Below are 23627 nucleotides of genomic sequence, written 5' to 3' on the forward strand. Positions count from 1 at the left end.
TTTAAAAAAAATCAAGAAAAATATTTTATCAGTCTATTCAACAATTTTTTCTTAAGCGTTGTATAGGGCGGGTAAAATAATTTAAGTGTTGAGGGTAAAATTCCTTGTTTAGCAATCGCTCTTTGGTGGGAAAATTCTAAAAATCCATAATAACCATGCGTAAAGCCCTTTCCACTTTGATGATCTCCTCCAAACGGTAAATTTGATGCGCAAAAATTCACCAGACAATTGTTCCATGTAACCCCTCCCGACCTGAGGTTATTTAATAAATTTTTTACCAGGGATTTAGTGTTACTGAATATATACAAGCTTAGCGGCCGATCCATCGATTGAAGTAAATGTATTTCTGACTCCAAATCATCATAAGCAATAATTGGGAGGAGTGGGCCAAAAATCTCATCCTGCATGGAGGTATGATTTAACTTAGAATTCAATAACAAGGTCGGTTTAATCTTTAAAAAATTAGAATTTATCTCCATTTCTTCTGCAAGTTCAGCACCTTCAGAAATACTTGCGTCAACGATTGCTAAAATTCTATTAAAATGATTTTCATGAATCAATCCACAATAATTCGGGTGATCTGTCATATTGCTCCCGAACCATTCTTTAAGTTTGAGCTGCCAAAGCACAACAAATTCTTGCACTTTACTTCGGTGGATCCATACAAAATCAGGTGCGATACATGTCTGACCCGCATTTAATATTTTGGCATGTGCAATTCTCTCGACCGCTAATCCCATATCATAATTCACATCCACGATTGCCGGACTTTTCCCTCCTAATTCCAGGGTAACCGGGGTCAAATTGTGGGCAGTTAAACTCAAAATTTTTCGTGCCACCTTTTTGGATCCCGTAAAAAAAATGTGATTGAATGGCATTGACACCAACTCACTTCCGAGGTCAGCGCCACCCAAAAAACAAACCACTTCTTCAGCCTTAAAACTGAGTGCAATAATTTTTTGGATAACTTGAGAAACATTGGGTGAAAACTCAGAGGGTTTGAGAACAATTTTATTCCCAGCAGCATATGCAGAAATCAAAGGTAAAACTGCTAACAGAAGTGGGTAATTCCAGGGTGAAATAATCAAAACCACACCCTTCGGTTCAAATTTTATATAATTATGAGTACCTACCAATAATATATCGGTATCCATAGGTTTGTCCTGGGCCCAGTAATTTATGTTTTTGAGGGTTAAATTTATTTCTCTTATACAGACTAGAATTTCGGAGGCCTCCACCTCAAATGCAGGTTTTTTAAAATCCAATTCGAATGCCGAAAGAATCTCCTTCTTAAAATTAATTATATTATTTTTTAATCTTACAAGACCATCCTTTCTTTCCTTTAATGATGGATTTTGATTGGCGTGAAAAGATTTTTTTAATATTTCAAAACTGTCAAGCCTAAATTTTATGGTTGAGTCGCTTGAAAGTACCTCTGACATTCTCTCAAGAAAAAGAGTTGGAAAATATTAATTTTTAAGCAAAATTAATGTGCACGGTTAATCCAAATATTGCTTACTGCATCGGCCACTCGATGTGCTATGGATTCATCCATTACAGGTGGAATCAGCTGATCTCTTGTGACATTTTGAATGCCGCTTGCAATGGCCTCTGCTGCAGCAAATTTCATGGCTAAATTAATTCTTGGCGCTCTGGCCCTCATCGCACCCAAAAAGATACCAGGAAAAGCCAATACATTATTCACCTGATTAGGAAAATCAGATCTTCCTGTACCCACAACCAAAGCTCCGCCTGCATATGCTTCTTCCGGTAAAATCTCAGGAACAGGATTGGCCAATGCAAGAATCAATGGATCTTTTGCCATAGTTTGGATATCTTCACGATACAATAATCCGGCTTTGCTTACTCCTATAAATACATCTGCTCCTTTAATGGCGTCATGCACGGTTCCTTCAATTGCTCTCGGGTTAGTATAGGACAATAATTCAATTTTAAATTCATTCAAATCCGACCTGGATGGAGCCAAAACTCCTGTCGAATCACACACAATTATTTCTTTCGCAATTTTTTGGTTGGGTGTATGGGGATCTTTCCTGCCGAGGTATCTGCTTATGGCAATGCCAGCAGCGCCGGCACCATTGATTACTATACTTAAGTCTTCCATTTTTCTGGATGTAAGTCTACAGTAGTTCATAATTGCTGCAAGAACCACTATAGCTGTGCCATGTTGATCATCATGAAAAACAGGTATTCCTATATCCTGTAATCTTTTTTCTACTTCAAAACATCTGGGGGAAGAAATATCTTCAAGGTTGATTCCTCCAAAAACCGGAGATATATTTTTTACAATAGATATGATCTCCTCCGTGTCCTGGGTTTGAATACAAATTGGAAAACCATTAATGCCAGCAAATCTCTTAAACAACATTGCTTTTCCTTCCATGACAGGAATTGCTGCATGTGCCCCAATATTTCCCAAACCCAAAACTGCTGAACCATCTGAAACGATTGCCACAGTATTTCCTTTTATGGTGTAGTCATATACTTTAGCAGGATCTGCATGTATAGCCTCACAGGGCGCTGCTACGCCAGGCGAATACACTAGAGACAGATCTTCTTTGGTACAAACATCAAATCTATTTTCCACAGAAAGTTTTCCTCTTAATTTCTGATGGAGTTCTAAAGCACTTTGAAAGATATCCATAAATGGAATTTGGGTTTAATGATCAAATATACTGCCACATTGACAAATCAAATTGAATGAAATCAATCTGCTATCTTTTTATTATAAATTCTTGACATCCAATACTATCTACCAAAGATAATTCCAATTTTTCCACATGACTATGAACCGGACCAATCTTTAACTTTTCAATCAAAACATTAAGCCCGGCATCATTGCCTTCGACATGCACCTCTACAGTACCATCGGTAATATTTTGAACCCAGCCCTTCAAATCCAATTCTAGTGCCAGGGAATTAGTATACCGCCTAAAATTGACTCCCTGTACTTTTCCATATATTTTTATGCTCATGGCTTTGGTCATGACAATATAGAATGGATGATTTGGTTTGTGTGTTCTCCTGCCTTTACAGGATAAATATAATCGTGCAGTTCATGCTTGCTATTTAAAATTAAAGTTACCCTATGAATTCCATCATAAACTTTACCCATAAATTTTTTTTGTCCCCAAATACCTAGAAAAGAGGCCAATTTATGATGTTCATCCACAACCAGGTCATAAGGTAATTCATATTTATTTATAAATTTCTGGTGACTTTTTTCATCATCCGGACTAACCCCCAGAATAAAAACCCCCTTCTCTTTCAGAATGCTAAAATTCTCTTTAAGATTACATGCTTCCTTTGTACAAGTTGGGGTATTGTCTTGTGGATAAAAAAACAATACTACCCATTGACTTTGGATTTGATTAAGGTGTATCCAGGTCCCATCTTGTTTTTTTAACTTAAAATCAGGAACTTTCGATCCCTTTTCAATGGTAAAAGTGGGTAGGTATAGATCCATAGGTTTGAAAAAATTAACGAATGAATGAAGCATGATAATTTTTCGAGTTGCCCCTTTCATCGGAAGCGGAAATCAATAGTTCATGTTTACCCTTACCTAACCAACTTTCGAATTCATGTCTAATGGAATGAGTTTTTTTATCGTATTCCATTAGGACCCATTGGCCATCAATGTATGCATTGTATTTCAAATTATCGACTTTTGCTGGAGTCGATAGATTGTCATATAATTTAAAACTCATTGACCTGCTTTTGGTCATATCATTGCGAAACGATAACGGGGTAATTGTTGGGGGTACAGTATCCACCATAATTGAGAAAAAAGTTAATTGGCGATAGCTGCTCACCATTTGATCCCCCTCCCATTTACTTTTACCAGTATTGATGATTTGATTTCCTCTTTTTGCAGCAATGTAGCATTTTGATTTTAGATGATCAGGGATGGTGCGTGTAGGATAAATTTTAACTTCAAAAGACTTGTGCACCGGCTCTGGCTTGGATAAAATCCCAATCCAGGGACTATAAGCAAGCTTTGATGAATTTGTCATACTGTCAAACTTGCATTCGAGATTATCATAAAATGCCCCTTCACAAAAGTTAATTCTTGCTGACCCAAAATTGAATGTGTAAGGCTGATCATATTTTATTAAATCTGGAAGAGTATTTGATTTAACAGGTAAACTATAATTAGATTTTTGGACCTTAAAACTAAATTCTGAAGAGTTTCCTTTGGCGTCTAAAACTTCCAATTTAACATCATGGGTAATACTGTCGGTCATATAAAAAAGTCCATCATTTTGAATGGTCTTATAAAGCCCAAGTTTGTTTCCTGCAATTTTAAAACACCTGTGAAAATTGCCAAGGGCTTTTGATTTGTTTTTATAATCAATATGCGCATTTACATATAATGCATCATCCAATGACCACCTGTCTGTTGCGAAGTGATAAAAAAGGCCTCCGTCCACAAATAATTTTATGGATTTGATGCCTGTGGTGTTCCAGGAATTGTTGCTTTGATCGGAAGCATCTACACCTAATGCAAGAATATCCCCAGGAACCATGGCTTTAGAGGTAAGTCGGGATTTAGTATAAATTTTTTCTGAAATCAGATCTCCATCAATACCGAAACCATACACTTTAATCCGTCTGATTACTGGTGCAATAACATCATCCACTGGCAAACCATAGTCCACCGGATCCAGAACTTCATTGGTGCCGGTAGCTCTAAGTTCGAAATGTAAATGAGTGCCTCTACTGGCACCAGAATTTCCCATAAAAGCAACCGAGTCCCCTTGGTTTACCGCAAAATCATTAGGCGTAAAATTAAGTTCAACCTCAAATTGTTGCTGTTTGTATTGCTCCATTTTAATCCGAGCTTCAATATCCGGTCTGAATTTCAAAATATGGGCATACATGGTTGTAAATCCACCAGGATGCTGTATGTAAAGAGATTTTCCGTAATTCTCGGATTCGATTTTAATTTTGCTGATAAAACCTTCACCGGTTGCTAATAATTCATCGGGGGAAGAACCATGACTAGATCTAATGTCCGTGCCGGCGTGAAAATGGTTGTTGCGTATTTCACCAAAACTACCTGTCATTGAGATTTTTTGACGGACAGGGGACCCAATTCGAAAATTAATGTCTGGACATTCTATTGGAGTATCCACATCTATGCTGAACGCAAAACAAAAACAAATAAAAACCCAAATACCCTTTTTCATCCCCTACTGTCTAAAAATGCCGTGCAAAAATAAACCTTATTAGCTTTTGGATGGCATTTTCAAGATCAAGTTTACTATTTTCTAAATTAAAAGTCAATTCATCAATAAAATGGATTGTTTTCTCATCCTGCATTAGATAATTCTGAAGCAATCTTGGCCACTCCAGGTTAAAAAATTGGGCAAGATGCTTTCCACGAAGTACCTCCATTTGATTATTAGCAACTAATATATTAAAACATTCTTCAATATGATTTTTTAATACTGCTATGCTATTTTGATTATGTACAGATACTTTCATTACTTTTTTTTGAACAAACCCGTTTTCCGAGTTATGAAAGCCCAGGCCGGTCTTCACGTCTTTAAAAGTCAAAGAAGCCTTTGACGTAAATTCTCCATCATCTTTAGTTACCACAAAAATATCGGCCCACTCCATGATCCCTTTTTTTATAGCCTGTAAATCATCCCCTGAACCGGGTTGTATGAGTAACAAGGTGATGTCACATAAGGAAAAAACAGAAATTTCGGATTGACCAGTACCTACCGTTTCAATAAAAATGCGGTTAAAGCCTGCTGCTTCGCACAAGAGCAAGGATTCATAAGTATGACTTGCCAACCCACCGAGAAAAATACCTGCAGAACTAGGTCTAACGTATGCTTCGGGATGTGCTGACAGAGCCACCATCCTTGACTTATCTCCCAAAATACTCCCTTTAGTCAACATGGAACTTGGATCAATACTTAGTACTGCAGGTTTATTTCCGGATTCTATTTCAGCCATTCCTAAAGCTTCTATTAAGGTACTTTTACCGACACCAGGTGCTCCGGTAACCCCAATGCGTAGAGATTTATCTTTGGGTGTTGAAATGAATTTTAAAATCTCTCCCGCCATTTTTTTGTCCTCAGGGCGGGTTGATTCCATTAGGGTAATTGCCTTTACCAATGCTAACCTGTTACCCTTCATAATGGCCTCAGACCATGATTCTGCGTTTGCTTTAAAATTCAATATTATACAATTACTTAATTTATAAATTATTGATTATAATTACTTTATATGTTTTACTAAAAATATATTTTAGTAATTTCGCATAAAAAGGAACTTAAAATTAAGTTTTATATGCCAATAAATTGTACGGATTCAATTTTGGTTAAAAATTCTTTTCCAAAAATGTTTTAGTTATCTAAAAAAATCCTGAACATTACATCGAAATTATTTGTTAGGCAATCCAAACATGCATATTATGTCATTGAAGAAAGTATATCTTGATAACAATGCTACCACACCGTGTGATCCAAGAGTTGTTGAGGCGATGCTGCCCTATTTCTTTGAGCATCATGGGAATGCGGCCAGTCGTAGTCATCCCTTTGGATGGGAAGCCGAAGATGCGGTAGATAAAGCCAGAAAGCAGGTTGCGGAGCTTATTGGCGCAGATGAGAAGGAAATTATTTTCACTTCAGGTGCAACAGAAGCCGATAATTTGGCTATCAAGGGCGTATTTGAGATGTACAGCAGAAAAGGGAATCACATCATTACTGCTAAAACGGAGCACAAAGCAGTGTTGGACACGTGTAAAGCCCTTGAGAAAAAAGGTGCAGAAATTACCTATTTGGATGTGCAGGAAGATGGATTAATTGATTTGTCAAAATTGGAGGCAGCCATAAAGCCAACTACCATTTTGGTATCCATCATGTGGGCTAATAATGAAACCGGTGTTATTCAACCGATGAAAGAGATTGGAGACATTTGCGCAAAAAATGGGGTTTTGCTGATGTCAGATGCAACTCAGGCAGTGGGTAAAATCCCGGTTAATCCTAGAGAAAATGGAATACATCTCATGGCCTTTACTGCCCACAAAATGTATGGCCCAAAAGGAGTTGGCGCACTTTATGTAAGCCGTAAAGAACCTCGTGTCAAAGTCACTGCCCAAATGGATGGCGGAGGACATGAAAGAGGCATGAGAAGTGGAACATTGAATGTTCCTGGTATTGTAGGTTTTGGTAAAGCTGCCGAAATAGCACATGCAGAAATGGCAAAAGACGCGGAACGATTAAGCAAGTTGAGAGACAGATTAGAATCAGAACTCAAAAATAGTCTGGAAGAAGTTTATATAAATGGAAATCCAGCCCATAGAATGCCTCATGTGACGAATATGTCATTTAAGCATGTTGAAGGAGAAGGACTGATGATGACATTCAACCAGAACATCGCACTTTCTTCAGGGTCAGCTTGCACTTCCGCTTCGCTTGAACCAAGTTACGTTCTAGTAGCGCTGGGATTGGGAGATGATTTAGCACATTCATCTTTACGTTTCAGCCTTGGACGTTTTAACACTGATGAAGATATTGACTTTGCTGTTGAGGCTATCCGAAATGGGGTAAATCACATGAGGGATTTGTCACCAATATGGGAAATGTATAAAGAGGGAGTTGATTTAAGCTCCGTAGTTTGGTCAGCGCATTAATTGTTTACTCAATAAATTTTCACAACCAATAATAATTCAATATATGGCTTATTCTGAAAAAGTTTTAGATCACTTTAAACATCCAAAAAATGTAGGCACATTGGATAAAAATGACCAAACTGTTGGTACGGGTTTGGTTGGTGCTCCTGAATGCGGGGATGTCATGAGATTACAAATAAAAGTAAATCCTGAAACACAAACTATTGAAGATGCCAAATTCAAAACTTTTGGATGTGGATCTGCAATAGCATCTTCATCTCTTGCAACAGAATGGTTAAAAGGAAAAAACCTTGAAGAAGCTTTGAGAATTGACAATATGGATATTGTCGAAGAGCTTGCATTACCGCCTGTAAAAATCCATTGTTCGGTATTAGCTGAGGATGCAATTAAAAGTGCAATTAAGGATTATCAAAGTAAAAATGGATTAGTTTAATTTTAAACGAAACACCATGATTTATGTCGCTGATTCTGCGCTGGAGAAAATAACAGAACTTAGAAAAACTGAAAATCTTGGTGCAGATCATTTCATAAGAGTATCCGTAACCAGTGGAGGCTGCAGTGGTCTTAGTTACAATATGGAATTTGACAATGAAATACTTCATAACGATCAAATTTTTGAAGACAAGGGTGTGAAGGTGGTTACTGACTTAAAAAGTTTTCTTTATTTGTTTGACTCCACTCTTGAATTCTCAGGTGGATTGGACGGAAAAGGTTTCCACTTTACCAATCCTAATGCTGCGAGAACTTGTGGTTGTGGCGAAAGTTTTTCAGTTTAATTTCAAATCTGAACAAAATTATTCTACCTACAATATGATATAAATAAATTGATTGCAAAAAATTCAGAGCACTCAATTAAACTGTTTGTATTTTAGAAAACTAGTTTGCATAATACCATCAGTGAATGCTTGGTAAAGTAAATTTGAACGCATCCAAATTAATAGTCAATCACTATTAAAATAAGCTCCCCGGTTGTTGGGTGTAAGGAATTCTTAAATGAGTATATGCCTTTTGAGTAGCAACTCTTCCCCTCGGTGTTCTTTGTAAAAAGCCTTCCATAATTAAAAAAGGTTCGTGTACTTCTTCGATTGTTCCAGCTTCTTCCCCTACTGCAGTTGCGATAGTTGTTAATCCCACAGGGCCACCATTAAATTTTTCGATAATTGAACTTAGAATTCTATTGTCCATATCATCGAGTCCATGGGAATCCACGTTCAAAGCTTCTAGACCATAACGGGCAATCTCCAAGTTAAGCTCTCCATCGCCTTTTATTTGTGCAAAATCTCTGAGTCTTCGTAATAAGGCATTTGCAATTCTTGGTGTACCACGACTTCTGCCTGAAATTTCATGCAATCCTTCTTCTGTAACCTGCATTCCTAAAATTCCGGCAGATCTTTTGAGAATACTTAGCAGTGTTTTATTGTCGTAATAATCCAGATGACAATTAATACTGAATCGGGATCGCAATGGCGCAGTGAGCAATCCAAGCCGTGTTGTTGCCCCTACCAAAGTAAAAGGCTGAAGGCTTAATTGGACAGATCGTGCACTGGGTCCGGAGTCAATCATAATGTCAATCTTATAATCTTCCATAGCAGAATACAGATATTCTTCGACTACCGTATTTAGTCTATGAATTTCATCTATGAACAAGACATCCCCTTCTTGCAAATTAGTCAACAGTCCTGCCAGATCTCCAGGCTTTTCCAAAACCGGACCAGATGTCATTTTCAGTGAAGATTCCAGTTCATTGGCAATGATATAAGAAAGAGTAGTTTTTCCTAAACCAGGTGGCCCATGTAACAGAACATGATCAAGTGCTTCCTTCCTTTGCTTTGCAGCTTGAATAAACACTTTAAGGTTTTCAACTACCTTTGGTTGTCCAGAAAATTCTCCTAAGCCCTTAGGCCGAAGGGCCTTTTCAATTTTCTTTTCTTCCGGTTGAAGTTGATTTGGGTCTGAATCGAGAACAGGATTTCGCATATTATAAACAAAGGTAATATATTACTAGGTAGACAACTTGAAGAAACTTCTATTGGTGTAAAGGAGGCATGATAGATCGGATTTTTTTTAAAGAAACTGCCTTCCGCGAACTATTCCAATAATTAAGTATATATTACATAATAATAATATATATATATATATATATATCTGTAAAACAATATAAAAACAAGAGTCTATTTATTTGTTCAGGAATATCATTATATGTATTTTTGCGGCGCATAAATCAATTATTTTAATATTAAAAATAACTCATATATGGATGGTCAAAAAATAACTTGTCAAAACAATATACTAAATGTTCCCAACAATCCTGTGATCCCATTTATTGAAGGAGACGGAACAGGTCCTGATATTTGGGCTGCATCGGTTCGCGTTTTTGATGCGGCAGTTCAAAAGGCATATCAGGGTTCCAGAAAGGTTGAATGGAGGGAAGTTCTTGCCGGGGAGAAAGCTTTTAAAATGACCAATAGCTGGCTTCCTCAGGAAACCCTGGATGTCATCAAAGAATATCTTGTGGCCATAAAAGGGCCACTTACTACGCCTGTTGGGGGTGGAATCCGATCCTTAAATGTTGCTTTAAGACAGCAATTGGATTTATATGCGTGTATTCGTCCGGTGCGTTGGTTTGAAGGTGTCCCCTCCCCTGTAAAAGAACCAGGCAAAGTCGATATGACTATATTCAGGGAGAATACAGAAGACATTTATGCAGGAATTGAATTTCAATTTGGCACTGAGGATGCAATAAAATTTAAGGAATTACTTGCCGCAAATTTTCCAGATAAGTATAAAAAGGTCAGATTTCCTGAAACTTCAGGGTTTGGCATAAAACCTGTTTCCAAAGAAGGCACAGAAAGATTGGTACGCGCAGCAATTAAACATACCATCGATCAAAATCAAAAAAGTTTAACCATTGTTCACAAAGGAAACATCATGAAGTTTACCGAGGGTAGCTTTATGGATTGGGCATATGAACTTATTGGAAGAGAGTTTGGTGGTGAATTAATTGATGGAGGTCCTTGGATGAAACTTCCAAATGGAATTATTGTAAAAGATGTAATTGCAGATGCATTTCTGCAACAAATATTATTACGTCCTGAGGAATATGATGTAATCGCGACGCTCAATTTGAATGGTGATTATATTTCAGATGCTTTGGCTGCTCAAGTAGGAGGTATTGGCATTGCACCCGGAGCAAATATTAATTACATCACCGGGCATTCTATTTTTGAGGCAACGCACGGGACTGCGCCTAAATATGCCGGATTAGATAAAGTAAATCCTAGTTCAGTAATATTGTCCGGTGTGATGATGTTTGAGCATTTGGCTTGGAACGAAGCTGCAAAGCTGATCGTAAAAGGATTAGAGAAGGCTATTGCCAACAAACGTGTCACTTATGATTTTCATCGATTGATGGAAGGAGCAACACTTTTGAAATGCTCTGAGTTTGGAGATGAAATAATTGCGAACATGTAATTTTGTTTAAGAGTAATATTAGATAATTACTTTTACGAAATACAAGAAGGAATGAACCTCGACAGTAAATAAGCGTTTATAAGCTGTCGCTAAGCTTATGGCAAAAATAATTTTTAATTTTGAAGACAAGAGCCTGGCCACCAAGGTTGTGGAGGTAAATGCTTTGGACCAGTCCATTCTGGAACTGACAGAAGATCATGATATCCATTTAAATCACAATTGTGGTGGTGTATGTGCTTGTTCTACCTGTCATATTTACGTTCAAAAAGGTGAACAATTCCTGGAAGAAATCTCTGATAAAGAAGAAGATTTTATTGACCGTGCGATTAATCCAAGGTTGGAATCAAGGTTAGCATGTCAATGTATCATTTTAGATGAACAGGCCATTGTTGAAGTTGAAATCCCGGATCAGAAAAGGATCATTGGCCATGAACATTAAGAATTCAAATATTCAAGTTCAATAAATCAAGTATGTCTTTTAAAGATATTGAAAATATGCCAATCTATTGGCCAGACCATGAGGATATAGCAATGGCTCTTTATGATCGTTTTGGCATAGAATACAATGAAAGTAAAATTTACAGAGTAAGATTTACAGAGTTGATTGAGTGGGTTCTTGAAATCCCAAATTTTGCAGGAAAAAGAGAAGATTGTTCTGAAGCACATTTAGAGCAAATTCAAGCGAAATGGGTATATGAATGGCGAGACAATCAAAAGCCCTAAAGGATTATGGATTATCTAGCAACTTTAACAAACATCAAAGCCATCATACTTGATATTGATGGTGTGTTCACAGATAACAAAATCTTGGTAACAGAGGAAGGGCATTTTTTGCGCACAATGAATGTTAGAGATGGATATTCTTTAAAAAGAGCGATACAAGTCGGCCTTAAAATAGGTATTATTTCCGGCGGCAAATCAATTGGCACAAAAAAAAGAATGGAAGTTTTAGGTATAACCGATGTCCATTTAGGCATAGATGAAAAGCTTCCAGTAATGTTAAAACTCCTTGAGGATTGGAATATCACAACTTCAGAATGCGCCTACATGGGTGATGATATTCCGGATATTGACTGCATGAGGATTGCAGGTTTAGGAGCATGTCCTAATGATTCCGTTGCAGAGGTTATTAACATTGCTCAATACATCTCGCCAATAAAAGGAGGAGAAGGATGCGTGAGGGATTTAGTAGAAAAAATCCTTGAGGCAAAACATTTATGGTAAATAATAAATGGGCGCCTGGTTAAATCTCTGTCGTTGGAAAAACCTGTCTATTATCAGCATTACACAAATTTTAGTTTTCTTTTATTTAAATAAACTAACCCCTGGCATTAGTATTGAACAAGATTCAAATACAAATTTCATTTTACTCATTTTCTGTACTGTTCTTCTTGCAGCTGGTGGTTTTATCATTAATGATTTGTTTGATGAAGTATCCGACCACTATAACAAGACAGATACTAAAATCATTGGAAATAAAATTTCTTTTAAATCTGCTCAAGTATTTTATATACTAACTGTTCTGACAGGTAATATTATTGCATTGGTGCTTTCCATTCGTCTTAATTCCTTAGTAGAATATTTTATTTATCCAACAATCGTTTTCTTACTTTGGGTGTATTCGTATAAACTAAAATGCACTCCTTTGGCTGGCAACTTGTTTGTATCTATTTTTACTTCAGGTGTAATCTTAATTATTCCGTATGCCTTCAGAAATGAATTTAATTTAAATTCCACCAAACCATTTCTAACTTATCTGCAAGAAAACAAAAGTATTCTTCTGATGTGTTTATTTACTTTCAGTATAAATTTCTATCGGGAAGTTGTCAAAGATCTAGAAGATTTAGCAGGAGACAAAATACAAGGTTGTCAAACAACCGCTATTTATTTTGGTGAAGCAAAGACCCGAATTATTTCCGGGATCATACTTTTAACTCATTTCCTTTTAACCATTTTAATTATTCAGATAACTATTCCTGGTATTATTCTAATTTCAATTCCAGCATTAATTTTGTTTATTATGCCTTACACCAGCTTAGGTTGGAATTATAAGATTTTAAGTTTAAGTTCTAAATTATATATGATTCTTGGGTTAATTTATTTTTTAACAAACTACCATGTGTAATAATTATATCAACAGGAGAAAATTAATACTTGCTTCATCTTCTCCAAGGCGAAAACAACTTTTAGAAGAAGCGGGATTTTGGTTTGATGTAAGACCTATTGACATTGACGAAACATTTCCAAATGACATGGCTTTAGAATCCGTTGCTTCTTATATAGCAGAGAAGAAGGCAAATGCGGCGCAAAACTTTATCCAGGAAAATGAAATATTGTTGACGGCTGATTCGGTTGTTGTTCTGGGGGATAAAATATTTAACAAACCTTTAGATTTCAATGATGCCTACCGGATGTTGGCACATTTATCGGGAAAAACCCATATTGTGTACACAGGTGTTTGTTTGAGAGATCAAAAGCAAGAGTTAATTTTTACCGGAAAATCAATGGTTAGTTTTCGTGAACTAAATGATTCCGAAGTACGCTGGTACATAAATAAATACAAACCTTATGATAAAGCGGGATCATATGCTGTTCAAGAATGGATTGGACTTTGTAAAATTTCTGATATCGAGGGCTCCTATGCAAACATTATGGGATTGCCCACTGATTTGGTGTATGAAGCCTTGCGTAATTTTGATCAAGCCATAAATACTTAAACTCAAGGTCAGTTTCTGCAAGCCAAAATGGCTAACCAATCCTTGTCTTTAAATGTCTCCATGGGTGACAATCCATTAAAGTTAAGGAGGTTTTCCATAAATTCTTTGTCCTCCATGAGAAATCCAGATACGATCATCAACCCTTCTGAATTCAACAAAGAAGCAAGAGCCGGTAAGGTTTCTTGTAAAATATTTCTTGTTATATTGGCTAGAATTAAGTCAAATTTCATTCCTTCAATTTGTTCTGTAGAACCCAAAAGAATTTTGTCCACATTAACATGATTCAAGCCTGCATTCTCTTTGGAATTTTCAATGGCCTGTTCTTCAATATCTACCATAACAAGATGGTCACATCCCTTTTTCTTTGCATAAATTCCCAATATTCCGGTGCCACAACCAAAGTCCAAAACAGACTTACCATGAAAATTTTGACCGGTCATCCAATTTAAAATCATAAAAGTTGTAGAATGATGTCCAGTTCCAAATGCCATCTTAGGAGCAATCAATAGTTCTACTTCAGCGTTCTTGTCAGCTGGATGAAAACTAGCACGGATATGAAGTTTTTCTTGAATTAGAATATCCTTAAAATTAGACTCCCAGACTAAGTTCCAATCCTGAGGATCATGTTCTATAATTTGATATTTAATTTTAGATTCTGATAAATAATTTGAAATCAGCAATGCTTTCTCTTCGTCCCAATCTTTACATGCAATAAATGCCTGAATCTGATGCTCCTCCTCAATAAATGCTTCAAATCCGAGGTCATAAAGATCTGCAATTAGTAATTCCTGATTTTCGGCCGGTACATGCACTATAAAACCCAAATATTTATCCATCCACAGTTATTATGATTCTATTAAATCAATCCTTTTTAAAAGCCTTCCAGGTGTTATCTAACAATGCAGTTATGGTCATTGGTCCAACACCTCCAGGCACTGGGGTGATGGCTGAGCAAAGGGGGCTAACTTCATCAAAATCCACATCTCCAACCAAGCGATAACCTTTAGGATGATTGGGATCTTCAATTTTATTAATGCCAACATCAATAACCACTGTACCTGGTTTGACCATATCTGATTTCAGGAATCTTGGAATTCCAAGTGCTACAATGATAATATCTGCAGTCAGCGTAAGGTCCTTAATATTTTTGGAACGACTGTGCGCAATAGTAACCGTTGCGTTACCTGGCTTGGTTTTCTTAGACATTAAAAGCGATATTGGGGTACCAACAATATTACTTCGACCTAGCACAACACAATGTTTTCCCTCTGTATCCACTTGATAACGATCCAGCATCATCATGATGCCTTTTGGTGTGGCAGGCAAAAATGTAGGCATACCCAAAGCCATTCTTCCGAAATTATTTGGATGAAATCCATCGACATCTTTAGCTGGATCAATAGCAAGATTTATTTCTTCTTCATTTATATGTCTTGGCAAGGGTAACTGGACAATATAACCATCTATATCCTTATTCTGATTTAATCCTTGTATGAGTTCAATCAATTGTTCCTGCGTTGTGTTTTCAGGTTTTTTGATTAAAGTTGAAGCAAAACCAACTTCTTCACAAGCTTTAATTTTATTTCTTACATACGCCTGGCTAGCAGGATTTGCACCAATTAAAACTGCAGCTAAATGAGGTGGTCTTGTTTCATTACCGCAAAATTCAATAACTCTTTCTGCAATTTCGCGGCGAATGATTCCGGACAATTGTACACCATCTAATAACATAAAACCAATTGATTTATATAAATATCTATTTTAAAAGGGCCCAGTCAGAATTAAATCTTACTGAGTTTAAATGACCTTAATTTATTCTGCTCCTGGAAAGTAAGGATGTATAAACCCTCAACAATTGTTTGGGAAGGTATTTTCATTGAAGGAGATAAAATTCCTTTAATAATTGTTTTTCCATTTATATCGGAAAGTTGGTATTTACTTCCAGAAGCTACCCCATCCACCACTATTTCATCGTTGAAAGGATTTGGGTATACATGAATATCGGCACTCTGATTCAGATCATCAGATTTGGAAACTAAATTGCATAAGATTGGATTTGCACCTTCAAAGAAAAAATTTAAAACCTCCACCTGATTATGTATTCCATGTTCCGTCCCCTTATAGATCCAGGTCTTGTGTAATTTTGAGTCCACATTCAAATCCTTTAATCTCTGTTCAATCACACAACTTCCATAGGCTGTTGGATAGTTATTGGCGACAAGAGGTGTTCCATAATATGGTTTTTTAGCGCCACATGGAACTACAGGATCTTCCGTCTGGTGATAGGACATTACGGCAATCTGGTTTCCTGCTTCAATATTTTCAGGATTTAGTAATGCTCCGAAAAGATTAAAAACTCCTTGCACTTTGGAGTCGTAAGTGCCTACAAATCGTGTACCTTCAATTGGTCCAAGATCAGGCCTCATTCTGCCTCCTACGGGATTGATCATTCCTGCTTCATTCGGTTTTTCTTCATCTCTGCTAAGAAATGCAGTAGCCAATGCTACAATACTTCCAGCACTTACGCCACCTACCCATACTCTATTTAAGTCAATTGAATCTTCGAGATGTCTAGATTTTAAATATCTGAGGGCACATTTCCCATCCTGGGCCCCGCGAAATCCGGCTCTTAAAATTTCTGCCGAATCGGTAGCCAAAATCGAAATACCATCAAATCCAATTCTATAATCAATAGTTGCTGCAACAAAACCCCTCTTTGCAAATTCCTCACACAATGGAGCCAAATCTTGTCTTGCCCCACCAATAAATCCACCGCCAAAAGACAGCATCACCAATGGTCTTTTTGCTTCAGGATCGCCGACCGGATAATAAATGTCTACAAAAAGTGAATCCGGTAGCAAGCGATAATCCAACTCAGTACCCAAGAAAATATTCTTCACATTTCTTACCCCAAATCTTGGGTTTACATAATCACAATTCTGGCTTTGTCCCCAGAATGAAATAAAAAAGAATGCAACCAGGTAAATATTTATTTTCATCATTAAAATTTAAATCAAAAATAGTCAATATCTCAATATTGCGGTGGAATAGGTTTGTTGGCCAGAATATCTTCTATTTTCATCAGTACGTCCTGATTCAGCAAATGCAAATAATCAATTGCTTTAATACTTTCCTCAAGTTGGGAAATTTTGGAAGCACCTAATATTGCAGTGCTTACATTTGGATTTTTAATTACCCAGCAAATTGCTAAGGTGGCAAGGCTTATTCCAAGTTCATGAGCTAGGAGAGAAAGCTGTTTGACTTTCTGAAGATTTGATTCATTCAATGTTCTTTCTCTTAACCAATCCAATCCTTCCATATATAATCTGGTATCGGTAGGTACAGAATCCGCATACTTGTCCGTGAGAATTCCTGAAGCGAGAGGAGACCATATTGTTGTTCCAAGCCCGATAGTTTTATAAATCTGCGCATATTCCACCTCTACCTTATTTCTAGTAAACATATTGTATTGGGGCTGTTCCATGGTAGGACCGATAAGATGCAAGGAGCGTGCAACCATGTGGGCCTCCATGATTTCCTGTGCAGACCATTCAGAGGTTCCCCAATATAAAATTTTGCCTTGTTGGATCAGATGGTTCATCGCCCATACGGTTTCTTCAATTGGCGTTGACTTATCCGGGCGGTGACAGAAAAACAAATCCAGATAATCCAGCTTTAGCCTAATAAGTGCATCGTTACAAGCATCAAAAATGTGTTTTCTGCTTAGTCCGGTTTGATTTGGCTTTTGCCGACCATCTCCAAAAAAAACCTTACTGGATACCAGATAGCTGCTCCTGTCCCAGTTCATTTTTTTTAAGATGTTCCCCATTACTATTTCTGAATGCCCTTTCGCATAGATCTCTGCATTATCAAAAAAGTTAACACCATGATCGTAGGCGTATGTCATCAATTCTGTTGCGGTATTCTCCTCTATTTATTTGGCAAAAGTTAACCAACTTCCAAAAGACAATACACTTACCTGCAATCCTGATTTACCTAACCTTCTATACTCCATAAAAAAATTGCATTTACTTTAACTACCCATAACAATGAATGAAATCATATTTGTGTTGTGAGAGTTACTAACTATTTTCAATAAATGTTGAACAGTTAACGAATAAAAAATAAAAAACTGCCCCCAAGTGCTGGGGACAGTTTCCATTATGATTAAAATCAATTTAAATTAATCCTGAAAAATCACTTGTTTAGTGACTACTTTATCCTTAGTTCTTACTTGAGCGAGATAAATACCTGCATTCAAATTATGCCTAGGAATATTTGTCTGGTTAGCATTGATGTTCGTATGTGCTTTTACCAAACGTCCTTCCATATCATAGAAATAAACAGATTCAATTGGATTTTTGTCGGATGTTTCAAATCTCATATTTTCCCTTGCAGGATTTGGAGAAACAACCAGACCAATTTCTTCTTCAGTGACTTCTTTTAATCCAACAAAAGTACATCCTAATTTTAGGGCAACACAAACTCTAGGCATAACCAATGCAAATACTGTATCCAAATATCTATGAGCTTTTGCAGAAGACATATCCGGATTGGTTCGAAGTCCACTCAAGTGCAATGAATCTGCATTAAAATTTGTTCCTCTTGCTGCATTAACAGCTGTAACAACTGCCTTTAAAGTATTCAAATCCCACCAATCCCAAGGTGAGCCTTGTGGAACAACCGCATTGTTATAAATCAAAGGAATATCAAAACCATAAAAATTATCTGTACCCTGTATGATTCTTTGCATTGTAAGAGGTAAAACAATGTTGTTGGTTTTTTGAGCGGCAACCAAATCCTTTAAAGGATCGTGATCAGGATCAACCGATTTCAAGATATCATTACTGCCATATCTGTTTGCTAATTCAATACATTTTCTAGTACCGGTTGCAAAAATCACAAATTGGTTGGTTGTAGGAACAATTACAGCCCCTTCATAGTAAGGCGCAAAAAAGTCATTTTGACAATGAACGCCAACATATGCTGGTTCAACTGCTTCTCCATCTAACCATGAAGAATCCCCAAGCGCACCTCCCAAGTTAACACTCAATTGAAAATCTGAAGAGTAACCTGGATGGTTTGGAAGACAAATAGCAGCTTGAGACGTTCCATAGATATTTCCAAGTATGGTACTATCAATATAAGGAGTTAGTGTCGTGGTATTGATAAATTTATCTAATACTACTTCGCCGAAATCATTCAAACTACCTGCACCTAAAGCTAGATATCCACCTGTTCCAATACCCCAAACACAAATTTTAGACGGGTCAATTCCATATGGATTTCCTGATTCAGCTACAGATTTTTTAAAAAATCGGATACATGATCTAGTATCTTGAATTCCTCTGTAAGCTGCTTGCAATAGTGATGAGGTTCTCACATTTTGATCGGTGGAAGTAGGTAACCATCCAAGTCGGTGGGTATATGTTCCAACTACAAAACCTCTTGAGGTTAGGTATGCTGCAGTAGCTGTGACTGTAGAATCGGAACGAGATCCTGTAATTTGACCGTTGTATAAGGGAGGAAGAAAACTCCCAGTATGTGCTATAAGGACCAAAGGCCGATCTGTCTTTGTGTCTCCTACCGGAGTGTAAATATCCACTTTCAAATCTTCCGGTGCGGGGGCACCGGTAATAATACCAATGTTCTTACCATAATCCACATTTGGTGTCCTTTGTACCCCAAACATTGGATCAAGATACCTGTTCTGTGCAAATAAGAAAGTCAATTGCAACAGAAAAGCGAATAAAACCAAGTAATTTTTTTTCATAATATTGATTTAAAATTTTCTAAAATAATTTAATTTTTGAATTCATATAAAACGCTAAAATAGGCAAGTCTTCCTACTAATGGTCCCCCATAGGTTTGATAAGATTTTTGATTAAAGACATTTGATGCGCCAATTTTAAAAGTCAAATCTCTGGGCTTCCAATTCCAATTAATTTGTGCATCCGTGAGATTGTAGCTTGGTATGTATCCAGTAAATTGCGGAGAGCCTTCAAATTGAAAACCTTGAATCCATTTATAGTTGACATTAAATCCAATGTTTTTTACACCAAATAAAACTAAATCCCTGGCACTGATTCCAATGTTGTATTTATTTTCCGGTGTGTTAAATGCAGGAATAATCGGATCATCAGATTGTGTATTCAAAACATTCCAGGAATAATTTCCTTTGAGTACATATTTTTCTCTGAAAAAATAATTTGCCCCAATTGAAAAACCCTGAGAAGTTACAATATCTGAAGCATTTGATGAAATACGATATGCCTGCACTGTTGTTGGTAAAGCAGAACCTTGAGGAATAAAGGCATCTACCCCAAGTTGATAACCAATAAAATCCTTGTATCTGCTAAAGTAGTAACCCATGTCTAAAAACAAACTATTGAATAATGTGGTACGGTAACCCATTTCAAATGTTTTAACTTGTTCTGGACGGATAGGAGGTACATCAAAATACACCAGTGTGTCTCTTAATCCACTATTCAGGAAATCCACAAATGACGGTACGGTGATAAGATTATTGATTCCATTGATGTTTCCCCTGAGAATAGCTCTACCTACATTATAATTCAAATACTGATCTGTCAATGTAGGATTTCTAATTGCAGAAGAAAAAGAAATGCGTAAATAATTATTTCTTGAGGGCTGATAAACTACTGAAGCTGCGGGAGAAAATAAATAATTAAAATTTTGATGCTTATCCATTCTGGCAGTAATATTCAGCTTTAATTTGTTCTCTAAAAAAGAAAAAGTGGGTCCAAAATAAATCCCCCATTCATGTGTCTTTATATCTGCATTTCCAGTGTCCAACAGAATTGATCCTTTGGAATTTGGCAAATACAGTCGGCCGCTAAACCCTGCAGTTATGTCAAGATCTGATACCCAATCATTGGTAAGTAAATCCTTGAAAACATATTCTCCTTGACTATGCACCAATGCAGAATGATCGTAAAATCTAGTACCCCCTTCAGAATTTGCAAGTCGAGAAGTGATATCCGCAAATGCCGAATCAAAAGCCCCTGTACCGGGTTGATAAAAAGCATTTGTTTTGATGATTGCATTTGGCAAATTAGCGACATCTTGCGCTTGCGCGTGCCAAACGACTAAGGAATCGGTAATTCCTGAAGTAAAATTATCGATCGCAGATTTATATTCATTCGGTCTACCAAGGTAATCTGATATTTTTGGATAACCTTCCATTGCACGTATCTTGGGGGCAATATTCACAGACCAAAAATTGCTATAGGCAGTTAACCAACTAAAATTATTACTAGCTCTTTGTTGAAGTTGCAAAGCAGTGAAATAAGGATCATAAGAATCACCAGCATCTTCATGTGTTGCGTAAAATCTTAAAAAATAATTGTCTTTTTTTATCAACTCTAATCGATGTTGGTAAAATTTAATATTTTTCAAACTAAATCTGTTATCCCCCTGAAAAACTGTTGTGCCACCGCCAAAACCTGAAGACAAAATAATTTCAGGTGAATCAAAACTACGGCCCGGATTTAATCTCCAATGAATTGCCAGATTTGTCTTAATATTATAGGAATTATAATCCACCAAATCTTTTTCCCGGTAACCTTTACGATGAAAAATATTTAATCCCGGATAAGTAATTAAAGCACTTCTAAAATCAAAATCAGATTGATATTCATCCCCATAGATATTTACTGCATCGTATCCCCCCGGATTACTTTTTTTGGAAATAGACTCATAGACTGGTTCTGTATTGTCGGCTACCCAATCGTTTGCTCTGAAGTAGAAAAAATTAAGTTTATAGGCAAATACATCTTTTCCTTTTTTATTTCTAAAAGATTCAGCCCATCTAACTCCTCCCTCAAATAAATTTCTTTCCCCAATTTTGCTAAAAGCAGAAAGTCCTTTGTGAAGAAATGGACTTTTAGTCTCCATGCTAATTACCCCATTAAAAGCATTAGGCCCATAGAAAGCAGAACTCGCGCCGACTATTAAGTCTACTTTTAAAACATCCAATTCGGAAGCGCCCAAAAAGTTTCCAAGTGAAAAATTTAACCCTGGGGATTGATTATCTACGCCATCGATCAATTGCAAAGAACGCACTGGATTCGTGCTGTTAAATCCCCTTGTATTAATTATTGTAAAGCCAAGACTGGCAGTAGTCAGGTCGACATCTTTGAGGCTTCCCAAACCTGAATAAAAATTTGCAGCGGGTGTTTCCTTTATTGCCAAAAGGTCCATGGATTCAACAGTAAGTGGCGAGGATTTTTGCTTATCACTTATTCTCTGGCCCGTAATTTCAACCACTTCAATTTGAATAGACTCTTCCTCCATATTAACGTTTACAGATTTATTTGCTTCTGCGTATTGAAACTCGATTGAAGCATAACCACTATAACGAAATTCGAGAATCAGTGGAAGCGTTAGTGAAGTCTTCAAAACGAAAGCACCCTCATAATCTGAAATAGTTCCCTCCGATGAGCCTTTAATGATCACTGTAGCACCTATCAATGGTTCTCCGGATTTAGCATCCCGCAACACTCCTTTTACAATATTTTGACCTTGAAGTGAATCTATAGAATTGATTAATAACCCAATAAAAATTAAATATAATTTTAATATTTTAAAATTATTCAGATTGGCCATTTCGTTGATTTGTAGAATATTATTGGTTTCTAATGCAAATTGAGAAAATTAAGAGAAACCACCAAATCTTTAAGTTAAATTTTTAAATGTTTATCCAATTAAACACATTAAACATTTAAATAATATATAAAAAGCAATAAAAAACAAATCATTTATGTCTATTATGCCGAATGTAAACCGCAATTTTCATAATTTGCAAGAAAAACAATAATGGATTTCTACCAATTAGGTTTTTGGTAATCATTCTCTCGCAAATTGAATATAAAAATAAATAAACACGATCCAACTTAAAATGCTCTAACCGGACAATCATTTTTTCTAATGGAGTGCCAATTCCCTGGCCTATTTTTTTTAAATATTGAAGGTTGCTAATAGCCTGATTGGATTTACTCAGAAAAACAATCGATTCTTCAAGTCCATTGTGGATTACAGGATTATCCATATGGCTGATATTAATTCTATTCTGCAGCAAAAGCCTTGCCCATAAAGTATCTTCATGGCCATACTTATGTAAAGATTGGTCGAATGGAAATTGTTGGATTATGACTTTCGGAACCAAAAAATTATTAGAATGAAAGGAAAGATAAGGATTTAAATTTCTAATTTCGGATGATTTTGATTCTACTCTTGTGCCATATTTCCAATGTAATAAATAGTTATAATTTTCAGGTGGAGATTCATTGTACGTTCTACCTCCTGAATAAACTATGGCAGGATCCAGAAAAGGCAGGTAATTTAGAACAAAATCAGAATTCAATAAAAGGCTGTCCCCATCCAAATAAAGCAAATAAGGATATTTTGCCATCTGTGCCAAAGTATTCCTCACCAAAGATCTGCCACCATTCTTTGGGAGCATTACATATCTAATTTTTTGATCATCTTCAATGGTTTTATTTATTTCCTGATAATATGCACTTGATCCATCGTCCATGGCAATAATTTCAAATTCAATACCAGCTTTTAAAAAAGCAGAAGTTAAGTCAGACACCAATTTTCTGACATCTTCATTATAAACCGTTATTAATCCCGAAATCACTGTATAAAAGTAGTAGATTTTATCATAATTCCGAAAACAAGATTTACTATTTCCAACATTCAAATGTTCTTCTTTCGTTAACCAAATTGCGTTAAATCTGTTTACT

Annotated in this window: 22 protein-coding genes and 1 pseudogene; 9 read left to right on the top strand and 14 right to left on the bottom strand. The window is 36.4% G+C overall.

What is annotated here, in order from left to right:
• Positions 1 to 11 precede the first annotated feature (11 nt).
• The 6 genes from IPJ83_14060 to IPJ83_14085 form a co-directional block, all read right to left on the bottom strand.
• Positions 12 to 1442: an aldehyde dehydrogenase family protein gene (locus tag IPJ83_14060; GenBank protein ID MBK7881670.1), complete on the bottom strand. Its 1431-nt coding sequence runs from the start codon at positions 1440 to 1442 to the stop codon at positions 12 to 14.
• Positions 1443 to 1486: 44 nt separating this feature from the next.
• Complete coding sequence (locus tag IPJ83_14065; protein ID MBK7881671.1) at positions 1487 to 2665, bottom strand: NADP-dependent malic enzyme; 1179 nt, start codon at positions 2663 to 2665, stop codon at positions 1487 to 1489.
• 70 nt (positions 2666 to 2735) lie between these two features.
• Positions 2736 to 2996, bottom strand: a complete 261-nt coding sequence (locus IPJ83_14070; protein MBK7881672.1) for an acylphosphatase — start codon at positions 2994 to 2996, stop codon at positions 2736 to 2738.
• A gap of 8 nt (positions 2997 to 3004) precedes the next feature.
• Complete coding sequence (gene bcp / locus IPJ83_14075) at positions 3005 to 3487, bottom strand: thioredoxin-dependent thiol peroxidase (protein MBK7881673.1); 483 nt, start codon at positions 3485 to 3487, stop codon at positions 3005 to 3007.
• 13 nt (positions 3488 to 3500) lie between these two features.
• A complete protein-coding gene (locus IPJ83_14080; GenBank protein MBK7881674.1) occupies positions 3501 to 5210 on the bottom strand; it encodes a M23 family metallopeptidase in 1710 nt (569 codons plus the stop codon).
• A gap of 10 nt (positions 5211 to 5220) precedes the next feature.
• Positions 5221 to 6213: a methylmalonyl Co-A mutase-associated GTPase MeaB gene (locus tag IPJ83_14085; GenBank protein ID MBK7881675.1), complete on the bottom strand. Its 993-nt coding sequence runs from the start codon at positions 6211 to 6213 to the stop codon at positions 5221 to 5223.
• Positions 6214 to 6448: 235 nt separating this feature from the next.
• On the opposite strand from IPJ83_14085, the gene IPJ83_14090 reads away from it, so the two are divergent.
• Genes IPJ83_14090 through IPJ83_14100 form a run of 3 tightly spaced genes read left to right on the top strand, consistent with a single transcriptional unit; the run spans position 6449 to position 8445 of the window.
• Positions 6449 to 7669, top strand: coding sequence for an IscS subfamily cysteine desulfurase (locus IPJ83_14090; GenBank protein ID MBK7881676.1), 1221 nt, complete (start codon positions 6449 to 6451; stop codon positions 7667 to 7669).
• A 43-nt stretch (positions 7670 to 7712) separates the two neighbouring features.
• Positions 7713 to 8102 carry a Fe-S cluster assembly scaffold IscU gene (gene iscU / locus IPJ83_14095; GenBank protein ID MBK7881677.1) on the top strand — a complete coding sequence of 130 codons (390 nt, stop codon included), beginning with the start codon at positions 7713 to 7715 and terminating at the stop codon, positions 8100 to 8102.
• 16 nt (positions 8103 to 8118) lie between these two features.
• Entirely contained in the window at positions 8119 to 8445 is a 327-nt protein-coding gene (locus IPJ83_14100) for an iron-sulfur cluster assembly accessory protein (GenBank protein ID MBK7881678.1), read from the top strand.
• A 175-nt stretch (positions 8446 to 8620) separates the two neighbouring features.
• Here IPJ83_14100 and ruvB read toward each other — a convergent pair whose 3' ends face one another.
• Positions 8621 to 9646, bottom strand: a complete 1026-nt coding sequence (gene ruvB, locus IPJ83_14105; GenBank protein ID MBK7881679.1) for a Holliday junction branch migration DNA helicase RuvB — start codon at positions 9644 to 9646, stop codon at positions 8621 to 8623.
• 276 nt (positions 9647 to 9922) lie between these two features.
• Here ruvB and icd point away from each other — a divergent pair, with 276 nt between their 5' ends.
• From icd to maf, 6 genes are all read left to right on the top strand, one after another.
• On the top strand, positions 9923 to 11140 hold the full coding sequence (icd, locus tag IPJ83_14110; GenBank protein ID MBK7881680.1) for an NADP-dependent isocitrate dehydrogenase: 1218 nt from the start codon (positions 9923 to 9925) through the stop codon (positions 11138 to 11140).
• A 97-nt stretch (positions 11141 to 11237) separates the two neighbouring features.
• A complete protein-coding gene (locus IPJ83_14115) occupies positions 11238 to 11579 on the top strand; it encodes a 2Fe-2S iron-sulfur cluster binding domain-containing protein (GenBank protein ID MBK7881681.1) in 342 nt (113 codons plus the stop codon).
• A gap of 32 nt (positions 11580 to 11611) precedes the next feature.
• Positions 11612 to 11863, top strand: coding sequence for a Fe-S cluster assembly protein IscX (gene iscX, locus IPJ83_14120; protein ID MBK7881682.1), 252 nt, complete (start codon positions 11612 to 11614; stop codon positions 11861 to 11863).
• A gap of 6 nt (positions 11864 to 11869) precedes the next feature.
• Positions 11870 to 12364 carry an HAD-IIIA family hydrolase gene (locus tag IPJ83_14125; GenBank protein ID MBK7881683.1) on the top strand — a complete coding sequence of 165 codons (495 nt, stop codon included), beginning with the start codon at positions 11870 to 11872 and terminating at the stop codon, positions 12362 to 12364.
• A 7-nt stretch (positions 12365 to 12371) separates the two neighbouring features.
• Entirely contained in the window at positions 12372 to 13265 is an 894-nt protein-coding gene (locus IPJ83_14130) for a UbiA family prenyltransferase (GenBank protein MBK7881684.1), read from the top strand.
• Positions 13258 to 13857 (top strand): septum formation protein Maf, encoded by a 600-nt coding sequence (gene maf / locus IPJ83_14135; protein MBK7881685.1) that lies wholly within the window; start codon positions 13258 to 13260, stop codon positions 13855 to 13857. Before IPJ83_14130 ends, maf begins: the two co-directional genes overlap by 8 nt.
• 8 nt (positions 13858 to 13865) lie before the next feature.
• Here maf and prmA read toward each other — a convergent pair whose 3' ends face one another.
• The 7 genes and pseudogenes from prmA to IPJ83_14170 form a co-directional block, all read right to left on the bottom strand.
• Positions 13866 to 14693, bottom strand: a complete 828-nt coding sequence (gene prmA, locus IPJ83_14140) for a 50S ribosomal protein L11 methyltransferase (GenBank protein MBK7881686.1) — start codon at positions 14691 to 14693, stop codon at positions 13866 to 13868.
• 25 nt (positions 14694 to 14718) lie between these two features.
• Positions 14719 to 15588, bottom strand: coding sequence for a bifunctional 5,10-methylenetetrahydrofolate dehydrogenase/5,10-methenyltetrahydrofolate cyclohydrolase (locus tag IPJ83_14145; GenBank protein MBK7881687.1), 870 nt, complete (start codon positions 15586 to 15588; stop codon positions 14719 to 14721).
• Positions 15589 to 15638: 50 nt separating this feature from the next.
• Positions 15639 to 16856, bottom strand: a complete 1218-nt coding sequence (locus IPJ83_14150) for an alpha/beta hydrolase fold domain-containing protein (protein MBK7881688.1) — start codon at positions 16854 to 16856, stop codon at positions 15639 to 15641.
• Positions 16857 to 16888: 32 nt separating this feature from the next.
• Positions 16889 to 17872, bottom strand: a pseudogene (locus tag IPJ83_14155) (aldo/keto reductase).
• Between the two features lie 168 nt (positions 17873 to 18040).
• Positions 18041 to 19630, bottom strand: coding sequence for a T9SS type A sorting domain-containing protein (locus IPJ83_14160; protein MBK7881689.1), 1590 nt, complete (start codon positions 19628 to 19630; stop codon positions 18041 to 18043).
• Positions 19631 to 19659: 29 nt separating this feature from the next.
• Positions 19660 to 22485 (bottom strand): TonB-dependent receptor, encoded by a 2826-nt coding sequence (locus IPJ83_14165; GenBank protein MBK7881690.1) that lies wholly within the window; start codon positions 22483 to 22485, stop codon positions 19660 to 19662.
• 148 nt (positions 22486 to 22633) lie between these two features.
• Positions 22634 to 23584 carry a glycosyltransferase gene (locus tag IPJ83_14170; GenBank protein MBK7881691.1) on the bottom strand — a complete coding sequence of 317 codons (951 nt, stop codon included), beginning with the start codon at positions 23582 to 23584 and terminating at the stop codon, positions 22634 to 22636.
• Between the last annotated feature and the right edge of the window lie 43 nt (positions 23585 to 23627).

This window comes from Candidatus Vicinibacter proximus (genome assembly GCA_016713905.1).
In the GTDB taxonomy this organism is placed as follows: Bacteria; Bacteroidota; Bacteroidia; order Chitinophagales; family Saprospiraceae; genus Vicinibacter; species Vicinibacter proximus.

Bases quoted from the DNA above. Each gene is read 5' to 3' on its own strand.
- IPJ83_14090 (MBK7881676.1), top strand. From the start codon at position 6,449: ATGTCATTGAAGAAAGTATATCTTGATAACAATGCTACCACACCGTGT.
- IPJ83_14145 (MBK7881687.1), bottom strand. From the start codon at position 15,588: ATGTTATTAGATGGTGTACAATTGTCCGGAATCATTCGCCGCGAAATT.
- icd (MBK7881680.1), top strand. From the start codon at position 9,923: ATGGATGGTCAAAAAATAACTTGTCAAAACAATATACTAAATGTTCCC.
- IPJ83_14080 (MBK7881674.1), bottom strand. From the start codon at position 5,210: ATGAAAAAGGGTATTTGGGTTTTTATTTGTTTTTGTTTTGCGTTCAGC.
- IPJ83_14130 (MBK7881684.1), top strand. From the start codon at position 12,372: ATGGGCGCCTGGTTAAATCTCTGTCGTTGGAAAAACCTGTCTATTATC.
- IPJ83_14150 (MBK7881688.1), bottom strand. From the start codon at position 16,856: ATGAAAATAAATATTTACCTGGTTGCATTCTTTTTTATTTCATTCTGG.
- IPJ83_14100 (MBK7881678.1), top strand. From the start codon at position 8,119: ATGATTTATGTCGCTGATTCTGCGCTGGAGAAAATAACAGAACTTAGA.
- IPJ83_14065 (MBK7881671.1), bottom strand. From the start codon at position 2,665: ATGGATATCTTTCAAAGTGCTTTAGAACTCCATCAGAAATTAAGAGGA.
- IPJ83_14070 (MBK7881672.1), bottom strand. From the start codon at position 2,996: ATGAGCATAAAAATATATGGAAAAGTACAGGGAGTCAATTTTAGGCGG.
- ruvB (MBK7881679.1), bottom strand. From the start codon at position 9,646: ATGCGAAATCCTGTTCTCGATTCAGACCCAAATCAACTTCAACCGGAA.
- IPJ83_14060 (MBK7881670.1), bottom strand. From the start codon at position 1,442: ATGTCAGAGGTACTTTCAAGCGACTCAACCATAAAATTTAGGCTTGAC.
- iscX (MBK7881682.1), top strand. From the start codon at position 11,612: ATGTCTTTTAAAGATATTGAAAATATGCCAATCTATTGGCCAGACCAT.
- prmA (MBK7881686.1), bottom strand. From the start codon at position 14,693: ATGGATAAATATTTGGGTTTTATAGTGCATGTACCGGCCGAAAATCAG.
- bcp (MBK7881673.1), bottom strand. From the start codon at position 3,487: ATGGATCTATACCTACCCACTTTTACCATTGAAAAGGGATCGAAAGTT.
- iscU (MBK7881677.1), top strand. From the start codon at position 7,713: ATGGCTTATTCTGAAAAAGTTTTAGATCACTTTAAACATCCAAAAAAT.
- IPJ83_14160 (MBK7881689.1), bottom strand. From the start codon at position 19,630: ATGAAAAAAAATTACTTGGTTTTATTCGCTTTTCTGTTGCAATTGACT.
- IPJ83_14115 (MBK7881681.1), top strand. From the start codon at position 11,238: ATGGCAAAAATAATTTTTAATTTTGAAGACAAGAGCCTGGCCACCAAG.
- IPJ83_14125 (MBK7881683.1), top strand. From the start codon at position 11,870: ATGGATTATCTAGCAACTTTAACAAACATCAAAGCCATCATACTTGAT.
- maf (MBK7881685.1), top strand. From the start codon at position 13,258: ATGTGTAATAATTATATCAACAGGAGAAAATTAATACTTGCTTCATCT.
- IPJ83_14165 (MBK7881690.1), bottom strand. From the start codon at position 22,485: ATGGCCAATCTGAATAATTTTAAAATATTAAAATTATATTTAATTTTT.